Source organism: Streptomyces sp. CB02923 (genome assembly GCF_001905005.1).
In the GTDB taxonomy this organism is placed as follows: Bacteria; Actinomycetota; Actinomycetes; order Streptomycetales; family Streptomycetaceae; genus Streptomyces.
On sequence record NZ_LWKZ01000025.1, the window covers coordinates 507104 to 522608 of the forward strand.

Sequence of the window (15505 nt, forward strand, 5' to 3'; positions counted from 1 at the left end):
CCCGAAGCGGCGCCGGGGAAACGACGCCACTGCGACGACGGGTCCGAGGACAGGGCTGGGAACCATTTCGGCGACGGGGCTAGAGTAACCGAACGATCGGTCGGGGCAAGAGGGTCCGGCGAACCTGTGGACAACTCTGTCGGGGAGGATTCAGCCGTCATGACAGCCATCGAAGCGGGCCGCACCGTCGCGGTCGTCGGAACAGGCACCATGGGCCAGGGAATCGCGCAGGTCGCGCTGGTCGCGGGCCATCCGGTCCGGCTCTACGACACCGTGCCGGGCCGGGCCGCCGAGGCCGCCCGGACGATCGGGAGCCGCCTGGACCGCCTGGTCGAGAAGGGCAAGCTGGCGCCCGCGGAGCGCGCAGCGGCAGATGCGCGCCTCACCTATGCCTCCGCACTACCCGAACTCGCCGACGCCGCACTCGTCATCGAGGCGATCGTGGAGGATCTCGGCGCGAAACAGCAGTTGTTCGCCGCCCTGGAGGACGTGGTCGAGGACGGCTGCCTGCTGGCCACCAACACCTCCTCCCTGTCCGTCACCGCCGTCGCGGGCCCGCTCCGCCTGCCCGGACGCTTCGTCGGCCTGCACTTCTTCAACCCGGCGCCGCTCCTGCCCCTCGTCGAGGTCGTCAGCGGCTTCACGACGGACACGGCGACGGCCTCCCTCGCGTACGAGACGGCCGCGGCCTGGGGCAAGTCCCCCGTACGCAGTGCGGACACCCCCGGCTTCATCGTCAACCGCATCGCCCGCCCCTTCTATGCGGAAGCCCTGCGCCTGTATGAGGAGCGGGCAGCGGACCCGGCCACCCTTGATGCGGTGCTGCGCGAGTCCTGCGGCTTCCGTATGGGGCCGTTCGAGCTGATGGACCTCATCGGGCAGGACGTGAACGAGGCTGTCACCCGCTCGGTGTGGGAGGGCTTCTTCCGCGACCCGAAGTTCACGCCGTCCCTGGCGCAGCGGCGCCTCGTGGAGGCCGGTCTGCTGGGCCGCAAGACGGGGCGGGGCTGGTACGACTACGCCGACGGCGCCACCGGGCAGCAGCCGCACACCGCGGAACCGTGCCCGGCGCCCGTGGAGGTGGCGGTGCACACGCGGCTCGCCGGGCCGGCCGCCGTCCTCCAGGAGCTGATCGAGGAGGCCGGCATCAAGGTCACGCAGGACCGCGCGCAGGGGGAGCGCGAGGGCTGCATCCGGCTGCCGGGCGGCGCCCGCCTGGCGCTGACCGATGGCAACCCCGCGACGGGCGACGTGTCCGGCCGGGCGATCCTCTTCGACCTGGCGCTGGACTACCGGGCCGCGTCGCGCATCGCCCTCGCACCCGGTGCGGAGGCGTCCGCGCAGGACGTACGGGAGGCGGTGGGGCTCTTCCAGGCGCTCGGCAAGAAGGTCAGCGTCATCGACGACGTACCCGGGATGATCGTCGCCCGTACGGTCGCCATGATCGTGGACTTCGCCGCGGACGCCGAGGCCCGCGAGGTCGCGAGCCGCGAAGACATCGACACGGCCATGCGGCTGGGAGTGAACTACCCCGGAGGCCCCTCGGAGTGGGCCGCGCGAATCGGCCGTACCTGGTTGTGGAACCTGCTGGACACGCTGCGCCACCAGTACGGGGACGGTCGTTACGCACCGTCGTGGGCCCTGCGCCGCAGTTTGAAGCTGAACGGCCGGATGCTCTAATCATGACCATGGCCAAGCGCGACACCTACACGCCCGATTCGCTGCTCGCGGTCGCCGTCGAGGTGTTCAACGAGCGTGGGTACGACGGCACCTCCATGGAGCACCTCTCCCGGGCGGCCGGCATTTCCAAGTCCTCGATCTACCACCACGTACGCAGCAAGGAAGAACTGCTGCACCGCGCCATAAGCCGCGCGCTGGACGGGCTCTTCGGGGTCCTCCAGGAGCCCGGGGCGATTACGGGACGGGCCATCGAGCGACTGGAGCACGTGGCCAGGCGCGAGACGGAAGTGCTGATGGAGGAGCTGCCGTACGTGACGCTGCTGCTGCGGGTGCGCGGCAACACGGACACGGAGCGCTGGGCCATGGAGCGCAGGCGCGAGTTCGACGGTGAGGTCACCGAGCTGCTCAAGCAGGCCGCGGCCGACGGCGACCTGCGGGCGGACGTGGACGTCCGGCTGGCGACCCGGCTGCTCTTCGGCATGATCAACTCTATCGTCGAGTGGTACCGGCCGGGCCGGGGCGGCGCGGCGAGCAGCGAAGAGGTCGCCGACGCCGTGGTGCGTACGGCGTTCGCGGGGCTGCGGACCTGAGGCGGGCCGGGCTGAGGTGCAGCGGAGGCCGGCCTGAGGCGGACCCGGCTGAGGCGGGCCTGAGGGCGGGCTAGCCCTGGTCGGCGCCCAGATCCGTCTCCTCGAAGACGAGCAGGGTGCGGGTGCTGAGCACCTCCGGAATCGACTGGATCCGGGTGAGGACCAGTTCCCGCAGCTCCTGGTTGTCCTTGGTGTGCACCAGCAGCAGTACGTCGAAATCGCCGCTGACCAGGGCGATGTGCGAGGCCCCCGGGAGCGCGGTGAGCTGGGCGCGGACCGTTCGCCAGGAGTTCTGCACGATCTTCAGCGTGACGTAGGCGGAGGCGCCCTGCCCGGCCCGTTCCTGGTCGATGCGCGCGCTGAAGCCGCGGATCACGCCGTCGTCGATCAAACGGTTGATGCGCGCGTAGGCGTTGGCGCGCGAGACGTGTACCCGTTCGGCGACGGAGCGTATCGAAGCCCGTCCGTCGCTCTGCAGCATGTTCAGAATCGCGCGGTCGATGGTGTCCAGGGGACGCGCGGGGCGATGTCCTCCGTTGTTGGCCATCTGTTCGTCCGGCATACCGCCTCGCCTCCCCTGTGTGGACGCCCTGTCCTCATCTCAGGCTGTGGAGAACCGATTGTCCACAGGCTGAGCCCGCCTGTAGCCAAAATGTGCTGGCGACCGAACAATCGGTAGGGACGGGCCACCCGCCCGTCTCATCCGCATCCCTACCCGCCCGTCGTCCGTCCCCGCCATCGGCAAGGCGCTTCGCGCCACTCTTTCCGAAGTCCAAGGAGGTGCTCGTCATGACGGTTCTTGAGCAGCGCGGCAGCAGTAGGAGCGCGAGCTACTGGCCCGCACCGCCGCCCGCCTGGCGTCCCCGTGTGGACCCCGCGCCCCTCCTGCCCGACGCGGAGCCGTACCGGCTGCTGGGTACGGACGCCGCCCGCCAGGTCGAGGACGGGCTGCTGACGGAGCTGTACGAGCAGCTGGTGCGCGGCCGCCGGTACAACGCCCAGGCCACGGCCCTGACGCGGCAGGGCAGGCTGGCGGTGTATCCGTCCTCCACCGGCCAGGAGGCGTGCCAGGTCGCCGCCGCGCTGGCGCTGAAGGAGCAGGACTGGCTCTTCCCCAGCTACCGGGACACCCTCGCCGCCGTGGCCCGCGGCCTCGACCCCGTGCAGGCCCTCACCCTCCTGCGGGGCGACTGGCACACGGGTTACGACCCGCACGAGCACCGCATCGCCCCGCTGTGCACGCCGCTGGCCACCCAACTCCCGCACGCGGTGGGTCTCGCGCACGCCGCGCGCCTGAAGGGTGACGACGTCGTGGCGCTCGCCCTGGTGGGCGACGGCGGCACCAGCGAGGGCGATTTCCACGAGGCGCTGAACTTCGCCGCGGTGTGGCAGGCGCCGGTGGTCTTCCTCGTGCAGAACAACGGCTTCGCGATCTCCGTACCGCTCGCCAAGCAGTCCGTGGCCCCGTCCCTGGCCCACAAGGCCGTCGGGTACGGGATGCCGGGCCGTCTGGTGGACGGCAACGACGCGCCCGCGGTGCACGAGGTGCTCACCGAGGCGGTGGAGCGGGCGCGCCGGGGCGGGGGACCGACGCTCGTCGAGGCGCTCACGTACCGCATCGAGGCGCACACCAACGCCGACGACGCCACCCGCTACCGCACCGACGCCGAGGTCGAGGAGTGGCGTGGGCACGACCCGATAGCCCTCCTGGAGCGCGAGTTGACGGAGCGCGGGCTGCTCTCCGACGCCTTCGTGCAGCGGACCCGGGACGGCGCCGAGGAACTGGCCGCCGGCCTCAGGGACCGCATGAACGAGGACCCGGCCCTCGACCCCATGGACCTGTTTGCGCACGTCTACGCCGAGCAGACTGGCCAGTTGCGGGAGCAGGCGGCGCAGCTGCGGGCGGAGCTGGAGGCCGAGGCCGTGGGCGCTGAAGAGGACGCAGGTACTGAACAGGGCGCGGGCCGCGGGTCGGCGGACGGCGTGGCAGGGGAGGAGCGGCCATGACGGCGACAGCGACGGAGGCCGGGCGCAAGCCCGCCAGCATGGCGCAGGCCCTGAACCGGGCCCTGCGTGACGCGATGGCCGCGGACCCCACTGTCCATGTGATGGGCGAGGACGTGGGGGATCTGGGCGGGGTCTTCCGGGTCACCGACGGACTGGCGAAGGAGTTCGGCGAAGAGCGCTGCGGCGACACCCCGCTCGCCGAGGCGGGCATCCTCGGGACGGCGGTCGGCATGGCCATGTACGGGCTGCGGCCGGTCGTGGAGATGCAGTTCGACGCCTTCGCGTATCCCGGCTTCGAGCAGCTGATCAGCCATGTCTCCCGGATGCGCAACCGCACCCGGGGCGCCATGCCGCTGCCGCTGACCATCCGTGTCCCGTACGGCGGCGGGATCGGCGGCGTCGAGCACCACAGCGACTCCTCCGAGGCGTACTACCTCGCCACCCCCGGCCTCCAGGTCGTCACCCCGGCGACGGTCGCCGACGCGTACGGGCTGCTGCGGGCGGCCATCGCCTCCGACGACCCGGTGGTCTTCCTCGAACCGAAGCGGCTGTACTGGTCGCGTGCCGACTGGTCCCCCGAGGAACCGGAGCCGGTGTCCGCACTGGGCCGCGCGGAGATCCGCCGGCCCGGCCGCAGCGCCACACTGATCACGTACGGACCGTCGCTGCCCGTCTGCATGGAAGCGGCCGAGGCGGCCACGGCGGAAGGCTGGGACCTGGAGGTCCTCGACCTGCGCTCGCTGCTGCCCTTCGACGACGAGACGGTCTGCGCCTCGGTACGGCGTACGGGCCGCGCGGTCGTCGTGCACGAGTCCAGCGGGTTCGGCGGTCCCGGCGGGGAGATAGCCGCGCGTGTCACGGAGCGCTGTTTCCATCATCTGGAGGCGCCGGTGCTGCGGGTCGCGGGCTTCGACATCCCGTATCCGCCGCCGATGCTGGAGCGCCACCACCTGCCGGGCGTCGACCGGATCCTGGACACCGTCAGCCGCCTCCAGTGGGAGTCGGACTGGACCGAGGGGAGCGGTGACTGATGGCCGTGGTCCGCGAATTCACGCTGCCGGACCTGGGTGAGGGGCTCACCGAGGCGACGGTGGTGCGGTGGTTGGTCGAGGTCGGCGAGGTCGTCGCCGTCGACCAGCCGGTGGTCGAGGTGGAGACCGCGAAGGCGCTGGTGGACGTGCCGTGTCCGTACGGGGGCGTGGTCACCGCGCGCTTCGGTGACGAGGGATCGGAACTGCCGGTCGGATCGCCGCTGCTGACGGTGGCGGTCGGCTCCCCGGCAGCGGCCGGAGAGGGCGCGGAAGCAGACCGGCGTCCCGGGGCGGGGACGGGCGCGGCGGGTGAGGCGGCCGTGGCGGAGCGGGGCTCCCGAGGGGGCGGTGGCGGAGGCTCGGCGCCCGGCGGGGACGCGGCCGAAGGGTCGGGGAATGTGCTGGTCGGGTACGGGACGAGCGCCGCGGCGGCGCGTCGGCGGCGGGTCCGCCCGGCCCCGGCGGGGAGTTCCGCCGCGGGGGTGGCTCGACAGGTGACGGTGGAGGGGAGTGGGGCGTCGGAGGGGAGTAGGGCGCCAGGGCGTAGTGGGGTTTCAGATGGGAGTGGTGTTTCGGAGACGGGTGAGGTGCTGGGGCGGGGTGAGGTGTCGGGGCGGGGTGGCGTGCCGGGTGGGCCGGTGGCGGTCATCTCGCCGTTGGTCCGACGGCTGGCGCGGGAGCACGGCCTGGATCTGCGGGACATACGGGGGTCGGGCCCGGAGGGGCTGATCCTGCGTACGGATGTCGAGCGGGCGGTGCGGGCGCGGGGCGGGGCGGCTGCTGGGGCCGGGGTCAGGTCTGGGGCTGGGTCTGGGGTTGGGGTGGGTGCCGCGGTCGGGGCCGGGGCTGCGGCTGAGGCCGGGGTTGGCGTTGGTGGTGTGGCGAGGGCTTTGCCGGGAGGTGCGGCCGGGGCGGGAGGTGGGCCGGGGGCTTACGGGGGCTCCGTCGGGTACGAGGGTTCTGCTGCGTACGGGGACTCTGTTGGATACGGGGGCTCCGTTGCGTACGGGGGGCTTCCTCAGGAGGCCGAGCGCATACCGTTGCGGGGGATGCGGGGCGCCGCGGCGGAGAAGTTCCGGCGCAGCCGTCAGGAGATCCCCGACGCGACGTGCTGGGTGGACGCCGACGCCACGGAGCTGCTCGCCGCGCGGCGGGAGATGAACGCCGCCGGCGGTGCCAAGGTGTCGCTGCTCGCGCTGCTGGCCCGTGGCTGTACGGCGGCGCTCACGCGATATCCGCAGCTCAACGCCACCGTCGACCTGGAGGCCAACGAGATCGTGCGGCTGCCCGCCGTCCATCTGGGCTTCGCGGCGCAGACCGATCGCGGGCTGGTGGTGCCGGTCGTACGGGACGCGCACCGCCGTACGGCCGAAGGGCTGTCCGCCGAGATGGCCCGGCTGACCGAGGCGGCCCGCACCGGCACGCTCGGACTCGCCGAGCTGACGCACGGAACCTTCACCCTCAACAACTACGGCGTCTTCGGCGTCGACGGCTCCACGCCGATCATCAACCACCCTGAGGCGGCGATGCTGGGTGTGGGCCGAATAACGGCGAAGCCGTGGGTGTACGGAGGGGAGTTGGCCGTGCGCCAGGTCGTGCAACTGTCGCTCACCTTCGACCACCGGGTGTGCGACGGGGGGACGGCCGGAGGGTTCCTGCGGTTCGTCGCGGACTGTGTGGAGCGGCCGGCGATGCTGTTGCGCATGTTGTGAGCGGGGTTGCTGTGGACGTCGTGAGTGGGCCCGGTCGGTGATCGGGACGCGCCCGGCGATACTCAAGGAGTGACCGACCACCAGACCGCTCACGACCAGCAGCCGAGTGACGACGGCGGGCGCGATGCGTCTGTACGCGATGCGTCTGTACGGGATGGGCCCGTACGCGATGCGTCTGTACGGGATGGGCCCGTACGCGATGCGTCTGCACCCGACGCCTCTGTACGCGGGGCTCCCGCTCCCGACGTTCCCGGTGGCGTGACCGAAGATGATCCGACCGGTTTCGCGGGCGGTGCGGCAGGCGCGGGTGGTGCGGGCGGTGCGGCAAGTGCGTACGCGGCAGGTGTGTACGACGTTGTCGTGCCTGCTGGGGGTGCTGCGCGGCGGCTCGGTGGGGCGGACAAGCCCGCGTTGTCGGTCGGTGGCCGTTCGCTCCTGGACCGGGTGCTCGATGCCTGTCCGGACGCGGCCACCGCTGTCGTCGTCGGCCCGCGCAGGCCCACCGTGCGTCCGGTCGTCCAGGCCCGTGAAGACCCGCCCGGCGGCGGGCCGCTCGCCGCGCTGGACGCCGGACTGCGACGCACCACGGCTCCGGTGGTGCTCGTTCTCTCCGCCGACCTGCCGTTCCTGACCGGAGCGACCGTACGGGCCCTGCTCGCGGCGGCCGCGGCGGCCGGGGCCGATGGCGCGCTGCTCCGGGACGCGGAGGGGCGGGACCAGCCGCTGGTCGCCGCCTACCGGTCGGTGCCGCTGCGCCGGGCGCTGGACGCCGTACGGGCCGAGAACGGCGAGCTCGCCGGGTTGCCGTTGCGTGCGCTTTTGGGGCGTTTGTCCCTGCGCCGGGTGTCCGACCCGACGGCCTCCGCATCCTTCGACTGCGACACCTGGGAGGACATCGAAGCGGCACGTGCCCGTATCAGGGAGCATGGAACCGTGTTGGACGAATGGATCACCGCAGCCAAGGCCGAACTGGGCATCGACGTCGATGTCGACACGGCGGCACTTCTCGATCTCGCGCGCGACGCCGCGCACGGTGTGGCCCGGCCGGCGGCGCCGCTGACGACGTTCCTGATCGGTTACGCCGCTGCCCAGCAGGGCCGGGACGTGTCCGTACTGGCGGAGAAGGTGGCCGCACTGGCCAACCGCTGGGCCGCCGAGTCCGCTGAACCCGCCGAGTCCGCCAAGCCCGCTGAACCCGCCGAACCCGCTGGCGCCACGCCGGAGGCCGCGTCCGAGGCCGAGTCGAAAGCGCGGCCGGCGGAATGACGGACGGGGAGTTCGACGACGCGCTGGCGCTGGCCAACGGCGGCTCCGCCGAGGTGCCGCGCCGCGACGCCCACCGGCCACCGGGCCGCCACGCCGAGAACCGGACGGCACCGGGCCCGTACGACCCGTACGAGGAGGCCCAGCCCGCACCGGGCCCGTACGAGGAGGCCCAGCCTGTGCCGGGCTCCTACGAGGAGGCCCGCCGTCGGCCACCGGGCTCGTACGAGGAGGCCCGGACTGTGCGGGGCTCGTACGAAGAGGACCGGCCTGGGCCCGGCTCGTACGAGGAGACCCGGCCTGGGCAGGGTCCGTACGGGGACGGTTACGCGCCGGTCTTCGACGACGGCTACGCGTGGATCTTCGATGACCGGGACCCGACCCGGGAGACCGGCAAGGGCAGGAAAGCACCGACGGCCGGTACGGGCCTGGACGCCGATACGCGCCTGGGCCCCTACACGCCGTGGGAAACCGCGCCGGCCCCCCGCGCGCAGGAGCAGTCGTGCGCCCTCGGCAGCGCCGCTGATCCCCCGCCTGCGCCCCGCACTCCTCCCCCGGCACGCCCCAGCGGCGACACACCAGCCACTGCGGCACCGGGCTCCACTGCGGCCCCGGGCCCCACTCCCGCACCGGGGGCCGCCCCCGCCCTGGGCTCCACTCTCACCCCCGCGCTCAAGTCGGCCACGCCGACCGCCACAAGTTCCTCCGCCCCCGACCACCACGGCCGACGCACCCAGCACGACCATCCCGCGCCGACCCCCTGGCGTACGGCTCGGCGTCTTGCCGCCCGCGCCCCGTACGGTCCGCTGCCCCCGGTCGTCTGCCCGCTCGGCAGCGCGGCGCTCGGCCGCACCCTCGCCGAGCCGCTGGCCGCGCTCACCGACCTGCCGTCCTTCGACACGTCGGCGATGGACGGCTGGGCGGTCGCCGGTCCCGGCCCCTGGCACCTCGCTGCCCGTAGCCGTCCGGACGAGCGCGAACACGGCATCCTGGCCGGTCACGGGCCCTCCGAAGCCGTCGCTGACGGTGACGCGGTGCCGATCGCCACGGGTGCGCGCATCCCGCCCGGGGCCACGGCCGTACTGCGCAGCGAACACGGTGAGGTACGCGGACGGGCCGTCGGCGGCGCGCAGTTGTACGCGCCCGCTCCCGTGCCGCCCGGCCAGGACATCCGGCCGCGCGGACAGGAGTGCCGCCGTGGCGATCAACTCCTGCCCGGCGGGGCCGTGGTGACCCCCGCCGTGCTGGGGCTGGCCGCCGCCGCGGGGTACGACGAGCTGACGGCGTACGCCCGGCCGCGGGTGGAAGTGCTGGTGCTGGGTGACGAGTTGATGCACACCGGGCTGCCCGCCGAGGGCCGGATCCGGGACGCGCTCGGCCCGATGCTCACCCCCTGGCTCCGTGCGCTGGGCGCGGACGCCGGGCCGCCCCGCCATCTCGGGGACGACGCCGAGGCCCTGTACGACGCGCTCGCGTCCTCGGACGCCGACCTGGTGATCACCACCGGGGGTACGGCCTCCGGGCCCGTCGATCATGTGCATCCCACGCTGCGCAGGCTGGGGGCGGAGGTCCTGGTGGACGGCGTGGCGGTACGCCCCGGACACCCCATGCTCCTCGCCCGCCTCCCGCACCACCCGGGCCCGAACCCGGACCTGAACCAGGCCCCGGACCCGAACCAGGCCTCGGACCCGAACCAGCCCCCGGACCTGAACGAGGCCCCGGACCTGAACGAGGCCCCGGACCAGACCCCGGACCCGAGCCAGACCCAGACCCCGCACCCGACCCAGACCCAAGCCCCGGCCCCGAACCAGAGCCGCACCCGGCACCCGGACATCCCGCGCGTCGTCGCCCGGGACCGGCTCTTCGTCGGGTTGCCCGGCAATCCGCTGGCCGCCGTATCGGGGTTGCTCACCCTGGCGGAACCGGTGCTGCGTACGCTCGCGGCCCGCCGCCGGCTCCCCTCCTACCGGGCGCCGCTGACCGCCGGCGTGTCCGGCCACCCGCACGACACGCGGCTGGTCCCGGTCGCCTTCCGGGACGCCGCGGACCACGAAGGGGAGGGCGACGGCGGCGCGGTCGTCCCGTTGCGCTTCGGCGGGCCCGCCATGCTGCGCGGCATCGCGACGGCCGACGCCATGGCGGTCGTACCGCCGGGTGGCGCGGCACGCGGTGACGAGGTGGAACTCCTCGACCTGCCCTGGACGGCCGACGGAACGGCGGACGCGGTGACCGGCTCGGCGCCGGACGCATCGGGTGCGCCGGACGCGCCCTACGCACGCGATGCGCCCTACGCACGCGATGCGCCCGACGCACCCGTCCCATCCGTCCCACCCACCGCTCCCACTCCCCCCGGCACCCGCTCGAACGTTTCTGCGGCACAGCCCGACGGCACCACCCCACCCGACGGCACCACCCCACCCGACGGCACCACCCCACCCGATCGAACCACCCCCACCGGCCCCACCGGCCCCACCGACCCGACCGGCGGAGGCGCCGAGTGAAGCTCCCCACCCACGACGCAGCGGCCCGCGAGGTCCCCGAGGACTCCAGCCACCGCATCGTGCTGCCCCGCCGCACCCCGGTGGCACCGTTGCGCCAGGTCGCGCGCCGGCTCCTGATGGCGCTGCTCGTGCTCGCCGCGACGGTGGCCATCGTCTGGGTCGACCGCGACGAGTACCACGACAACGCCAACGGCTCCGTCGACTTCCTCGACTGCGTCTACTACGCCACCGTCACGCTCTCCACCACCGGTTACGGCGACATCGTCCCGTACGGAGACGGCGCGCGGCTGCTGAACATCCTGCTCATCACGCCCCTCCGGGTCCTCTTCCTGATCATCCTGGTCGGCACCACTCTCGAAGTCCTCACCGAGCGCACCCGCGAGCAGTGGCAACTGAACCGCTGGAGAAACGCCTTGCGCGACCACACCGTCATCGTCGGCTTCGGTACCAAGGGCCGTTCCGCGGCCCAGACCCTGCGCGCCACGGGGCTGACCCGCGACCGCATCGTCATCGTCGACCCGAGCCCCAAGGTCGTCGACTCGGCGGTGGCCGAGGGCTTCGCGGGCGTGGTCGGTGACGCGACGCGCAGCGACGTTCTCGTACGGGCCGAGATCCAGCGGGCCCGCCAGGTCGTCATCGCCACCCAGCGCGACGACACGGCCGTCCTCGTCTCGCTCACCGCCCGTCAGCTCAACAAGAAGGCCAACATCGTCGCGGCCGTACGGGAGGAGGAGAACGCGCCGCTGCTGCGCCAGTCCGGCGCCGACATGGTCATCACGTCGGCCAGTGCCGCCGGCCGTCTGCTGGGCCTGGCGGTGCACAGCCCCAGCGCCGGTACGGTCCTGGAGGACCTGATCCAGCAGGGCAGCGGGCTGGACCTGATCGAGCGTCCGGTGGTGAAGGCCGAGGTCGGCAAGTCGGTACGGGAGACCGACGACCTGATCGTGTCCGTACTGCGGGGCCACCGGCTGCTCGGGTACGACGATCCGGCGGCCAGCCCGCTGCAGGCCGCCGACCGGGTGATCACCATCGTCCGGGCCGCGCATCCGGAGCAGCAGGACGGCCCGACCAAGCCCGGCGTGAAACCCATGATCCCCGGGACGGGGGTGTCCTCCATGGCGCCCGTGCGACGCGACGACTAGAAGCTGCTCACCGCCGCCCCGGGGTGGAAGCCGCTCACAGCCGCCGCCCCCGGCCGCATCCGTACGTCGGAACGGCGGCTCGCGTACGTACGTCGGAACGGCGGCTCGCGTACGTCGGAACGTGGGCTTCCGTACGCCGTCCCGGCCGCGTCCGTACGTCACCCCGGGCGGCGGAGTAGCCTCGCGGCCATGCGTGCGATCACCATTCCCGAACCCGGCGGTCCCGACGCCCTCGTATGGGCCGAGGTGCCCGATCCGCAGCCGTCCGAGGGGGAGGTCCTGGTCGAGGTGGCGGCCACGGCCGTCAACCGGGCCGACCTCCTCCAGCGCCAGGGCTTCTACGACCCGCCGCCCGGCGCGCCCCCGTACCCCGGCCTGGAGTGCGCCGGCCGCGTCAAGGCCCTCGGCCCGGGGGTCGGCGGCTGGTCGGTCGGCGACGAGGTGTGCGCGCTGCTGGCGGGCGGCGGGTACGCGGAGCAGGTCGTCGTGCCCGCGGGCCAGCTGATGCCCGTACCGAAGGGCCTCGACATGGCCGCCGCCGCGGCGCTGCCCGAGGTGACCTCCACCGTTTGGTCCAAAGAGCTTGTGACGACTCCCCCAGGGGGAGCGCTCGCCGCGTAGGCAACCGTTGCGCTCCCCCTTCCTGAGACTAGGAAGCGGGAGAGCGCCACATGGGCAAGCAGAGCCTTAACAACTACGTAGCAAGGGAAGCGGCCGACGACCGGCCCCGCGCGGTTCTGTACGCGCGTCAGAGCAAGCTCAACGAAGACGGCAGCGACGCAAGCCCCCTCATGCAGTGGGAGGCAGGGGAAGCGCTCTGCGCCGCACGCGGGTACCGCGTGGTCAAGCGATTCCGGGACGTGGGTAAGTCCGGTTGGGACCCCAGCGTTCAGCGCGACGGCTTTGACGAAATGATGCAGTGGGTACGCGACGGTAAGTGTGACGTGGTGGTCATCTTCACGCTTAGCCGACTCACCCGAATGGGAGCGCAAGAGGCTTTCTCGATTGAGAAGGTTATGAAGGACAACGGCGTTTCTCTGGTCAGCGTCCGCGAACCGTACCTTGACACCGGCGACCCTATCGGCGCGGGAATCTTCGCCATCATTGCTGGGCTCGCTAAGCAGGAGTCCGACACCAAGTCAGCGTTCATCGTGAACACGAAAGCACTGGCCCGTAAGTCGGGCGGCCATGTTTCGGGTAACGCGCCGTGGTGGGGCGAGAACGTCAAGAAGATCGCCGAAAACGGCGTCAAGTACGTCACCGTGACGCCCACCGAAAACGGCCGCTCTACGGTCCTTCTCATGCGACAGATGGCGGAGGAGGAGGGACTTACCCCCGGCGCGATTGCCGAGAAGCTGACGGCTAACCCTGACACTCCCCCGCCCGGCTGGCGGACGGAAGCCGGAAAGAATCGCGTGGACGCTCGCAGGAAGCGCGGAAACTTCAAGCAGCACCCCGAACCCCGGTGGACCCCGCAAGCCGTTCTGCGGACGCTCCGAGACCCGCGAATTGCGGGTATGGCCGCTGACCGCGTTACGTCGGACAAGTGGGCAATCCGGCGCGACGACAACGGCGACCCGATGCACGTTCACGAGCAGATCCTCACGCCTGCCGAGTGGTACGTCTTGCAGACGGCCATTTCCACGGAAGGCAAGATGCGACGGCCTTACCACGGCGGCACCTACCTGCTTACCGGCTGGCCCATCATGTTCTCTTACTGCGGGGCCACCACAAGTACGACCATGACGGACGGCGTTCCCCGCTACCGCAGCAACCGGGATGGAAGCGCCGCTAAGCGCATGGGTGTGACCCGCGTAAGTGTCCGCGTGGACGAGACCGACGAATACGTTGCCCGGAAGGTGTGGGCGCGTCTCATGGCCATTGATCCGGCCAACGAAGATGACATGACCCTTATGGCTGCCGTCTCCGAGCGGTTCGCCCGACAGCAAGACACGGCCGGTGTGACGCTGGAATGCAACGAACTTGAGGCGCAGCTCAAGCACACGGCGCAGAGCCTCAAGGAGATTTACGCGGACAAGAAGGGGGGTCTTTACAAGGGGGCCGTGGGCCGTGCGGCGTTCACGGAAGCCGTTCAGTCCATGCAGCGAACCGAAGAGGTCTGCCGGGCCCGACTCAAGGAACTTCGTGCGGTGCAAGTCCAGTCTGTGAAGGTGCCTTTGGACGACTGGCGGAAGGGTGCAATGGACGAAGACCCGATTGGTAAGGGCTCGCTCTGGGCTGAGTGGGGAATGATCAAAAGGCGGGAGTTCCTGAGCTTCTGGCTTGATCACGTCGAGATTGGGCCCCGGAAGAACAAGGGCCGGTTCCAAGACATAGCCGACCGCATCACGGTCCATTGGGCTGAGCTTGAGCCGGAAGAGTCCGACGAAGACCTGGACCAGGATCAGGACGAGACGGCGGAGCTGGTCACCGCGTAGCGCGGGGGGTGCCCCGGCGTGCGGGTAACACGCCGGGACCCCTCCTAGGGTCCCAGACGGCCGTGTGAGCGCCGAACAGAGCCCCAGCAAGGTAACCGCCTTGCTGGGGCTTTCTCGTGCCCGCACGTAGACGTTGAGCGGCCCCTACGCTGGCCTCATGGATCGCGAACACCGCATCGAAGACACCGACTTCACCCGTTGGTTACTCACCACGGCGCGTTCGGCCGGTTGGGACGTTGACGGCGACCAGGAGGCGCGCAACACCCTCCGCCTGTCGGCAGCGCTCATCCGAACCAGCGGCAAGGCGGTGGTGGACATGGCACGGCTGGCCGACGCGCTCAAGGTGCCCGTGGCCGACATCGAACAGGCGGCAGCGAAGGAGCGGAGCGCCAACGAAGCGGCGGCACGGCTTCTTGACCGGCCGGACATGGCGGAGCTGGACACCCGCCTTGACGGCGTTGCATGGCCGGTGGCGCCCGTGCAGGACTTTGAGGCGAAACAAGCCGTCAAACGAGCCGCAGCGGAAGCAGAGCACGCCCAATGCGTTAGGTGCGTGTGGGACCGCCAGAAGGGCCGTGAGGAGGACCCCGGGGGACACCGGCCGTACCCATGGAACGAGACTGCCAACGTGTGTACAGGGTGCGGAGTGGCCAAGCCGTGGGAAGAGTTCCACCGAGACGCGCGGATGCCCATGAAGCGTGTGCGGCGCTGCCGGACGTGCAGACACCGGACTCAGATGGGCCTTGAGCCACGCGCCGACGCCAAACCGCCCACGCGGAGGCGAAGCAGCGACATGACCAGCGGCCACCAAGAGGTGCGGCTACCCACTGGCGAAGAGGGCACTGACGGCCACCTGGACACCTGAGGCGGGCCCCAACGGCCCAACCTGACTAGGCACCCCATCGGCCCGCAGACGGCCACGCAAAGCCCCGGCGAGGCGGCGCCCCGCTGGGGCTTTTCCTTGCGCCCGTTCTTGACATGTTCATGATATGAAGAGTGGCGTTCGGCTACGGCGGGTGACGGCTGTGCCGACACAGCGTGAAGCGATATGACGAGATGACGGTTAAACACCATCCCTGGAAATCCAATAAGAAACCTACAAGGAAAACGAGAAGGGCCGTCTGCCCGTCATCTCGTCATT

Annotated in this window: 12 protein-coding genes, 1 tRNA gene and 2 pseudogenes; 13 read left to right on the forward strand and 2 right to left on the reverse strand. The window is 71.3% G+C overall.

Features of this window, described 5'->3' with window-relative positions; translation table 11 throughout:
* Nucleotides 1–159: 159 nt before the first annotated feature.
* Both A6A06_RS30435 and A6A06_RS30440 read left to right on the forward strand, forming a co-directional pair.
* On the forward strand, nt 160–1680 hold the full coding sequence (locus A6A06_RS30435; RefSeq protein ID WP_073765433.1) for a 3-hydroxyacyl-CoA dehydrogenase: 1521 nt from the start codon (nt 160–162) through the stop codon (nt 1678–1680).
* Between the two features lie 2 nt (nt 1681–1682).
* The gene (locus A6A06_RS30440) at nt 1683–2270 is read left to right on the forward strand and encodes a TetR/AcrR family transcriptional regulator (RefSeq protein ID WP_073765435.1); all 588 of its coding nucleotides are present in this window, start codon (nt 1683–1685) and stop codon (nt 2268–2270) included.
* Between the two features lie 70 nt (nt 2271–2340).
* Here A6A06_RS30440 and A6A06_RS30445 read toward each other — a convergent pair whose 3' ends face one another.
* The gene (locus tag A6A06_RS30445) at nt 2341–2832 is read right to left on the reverse strand and encodes an Lrp/AsnC family transcriptional regulator (RefSeq protein WP_073765437.1); all 492 of its coding nucleotides are present in this window, start codon (nt 2830–2832) and stop codon (nt 2341–2343) included.
* Nucleotides 2833–3059: 227 nt separating this feature from the next.
* Between A6A06_RS30445 and pdhA the strand changes: the two genes are divergently transcribed.
* The 9 genes and pseudogenes from pdhA to A6A06_RS44040 form a co-directional block, all read left to right on the forward strand.
* Nucleotides 3060–4277: a pyruvate dehydrogenase (acetyl-transferring) E1 component subunit alpha gene (pdhA, locus tag A6A06_RS30450; RefSeq protein WP_073765439.1), complete on the forward strand. Its 1218-nt coding sequence runs from the start codon at nt 3060–3062 to the stop codon at nt 4275–4277.
* A complete protein-coding gene (locus tag A6A06_RS30455; RefSeq protein ID WP_073765441.1) occupies nt 4274–5308 on the forward strand; it encodes an alpha-ketoacid dehydrogenase subunit beta in 1035 nt (344 codons plus the stop codon). The genes pdhA and A6A06_RS30455 overlap by 4 nt, the downstream gene beginning before the upstream one ends.
* On the forward strand, nt 5308–7020 hold the full coding sequence (locus A6A06_RS30460; protein WP_073765443.1) for a dihydrolipoamide acetyltransferase family protein: 1713 nt from the start codon (nt 5308–5310) through the stop codon (nt 7018–7020). Before A6A06_RS30455 ends, A6A06_RS30460 begins: the two co-directional genes overlap by 1 nt.
* A 106-nt stretch (nt 7021–7126) precedes the next feature.
* Entirely contained in the window at nt 7127–7282 is a 156-nt protein-coding gene (locus A6A06_RS42225) for a hypothetical protein (RefSeq protein WP_199931264.1), read from the forward strand.
* Nucleotides 7283–7380: 98 nt separating this feature from the next.
* On the forward strand, nt 7381–8286 hold the full coding sequence (locus A6A06_RS30465; protein ID WP_443333803.1) for an NTP transferase domain-containing protein: 906 nt from the start codon (nt 7381–7383) through the stop codon (nt 8284–8286).
* A 425-nt stretch (nt 8287–8711) separates the two neighbouring features.
* Nucleotides 8712–10784: a molybdopterin-binding protein gene (locus A6A06_RS41225; RefSeq protein WP_443333808.1), complete on the forward strand. Its 2073-nt coding sequence runs from the start codon at nt 8712–8714 to the stop codon at nt 10782–10784.
* Nucleotides 10781–11926 carry a potassium channel family protein gene (locus A6A06_RS30480; protein ID WP_073765447.1) on the forward strand — a complete coding sequence of 382 codons (1146 nt, stop codon included), beginning with the start codon at nt 10781–10783 and terminating at the stop codon, nt 11924–11926. The genes A6A06_RS41225 and A6A06_RS30480 overlap by 4 nt, the downstream gene beginning before the upstream one ends.
* A gap of 189 nt (nt 11927–12115) precedes the next feature.
* Nucleotides 12116–12502, forward strand: a pseudogene (locus tag A6A06_RS30485) (alcohol dehydrogenase catalytic domain-containing protein); the annotation flags it as partial.
* A 95-nt stretch (nt 12503–12597) separates the two neighbouring features.
* Nucleotides 12598–13101 (forward strand): annotated as a pseudogene (locus tag A6A06_RS44040) (recombinase family protein); the annotation flags it as partial.
* Nucleotides 13102–13237: 136 nt separating this feature from the next.
* On the opposite strand, the gene A6A06_RS42235 reads toward A6A06_RS44040, so the two are convergent.
* Nucleotides 13238–13307 (reverse strand) — tRNA-OTHER (locus tag A6A06_RS42235).
* On the opposite strand from A6A06_RS42235, the gene A6A06_RS42240 reads away from it, so the two are divergent.
* Together A6A06_RS42240 and A6A06_RS30495 are read left to right on the forward strand one after the other, a co-directional pair.
* Nucleotides 13282–14364, forward strand: a complete 1083-nt coding sequence (locus tag A6A06_RS42240; RefSeq protein WP_242441052.1) for a recombinase family protein — start codon at nt 13282–13284, stop codon at nt 14362–14364. The genes A6A06_RS42235 and A6A06_RS42240 overlap by 26 nt on opposite strands.
* 157 nt (nt 14365–14521) lie before the next feature.
* Nucleotides 14522–15229 carry a hypothetical protein gene (locus A6A06_RS30495; RefSeq protein ID WP_073765451.1) on the forward strand — a complete coding sequence of 236 codons (708 nt, stop codon included), beginning with the start codon at nt 14522–14524 and terminating at the stop codon, nt 15227–15229.
* Nucleotides 15230–15505 lie beyond the last annotated feature (276 nt).

Coding starts and splice junctions, on each gene's coding strand:
- A6A06_RS30435 (WP_073765433.1), top strand. CDS start 160: ATGACAGCCATCGAAGCGGGCCGCACCGTCGCGGTCGTCGGAACAGGC.
- A6A06_RS30440 (WP_073765435.1), top strand. CDS start 1,683: ATGACCATGGCCAAGCGCGACACCTACACGCCCGATTCGCTGCTCGCG.
- A6A06_RS30445 (WP_073765437.1), bottom strand. CDS start 2,832: ATGCCGGACGAACAGATGGCCAACAACGGAGGACATCGCCCCGCGCGT.
- pdhA (WP_073765439.1), top strand. CDS start 3,060: ATGACGGTTCTTGAGCAGCGCGGCAGCAGTAGGAGCGCGAGCTACTGG.
- A6A06_RS30455 (WP_073765441.1), top strand. CDS start 4,274: ATGACGGCGACAGCGACGGAGGCCGGGCGCAAGCCCGCCAGCATGGCG.
- A6A06_RS30460 (WP_073765443.1), top strand. CDS start 5,308: ATGGCCGTGGTCCGCGAATTCACGCTGCCGGACCTGGGTGAGGGGCTC.
- A6A06_RS30495 (WP_073765451.1), top strand. CDS start 14,522: ATGGATCGCGAACACCGCATCGAAGACACCGACTTCACCCGTTGGTTA.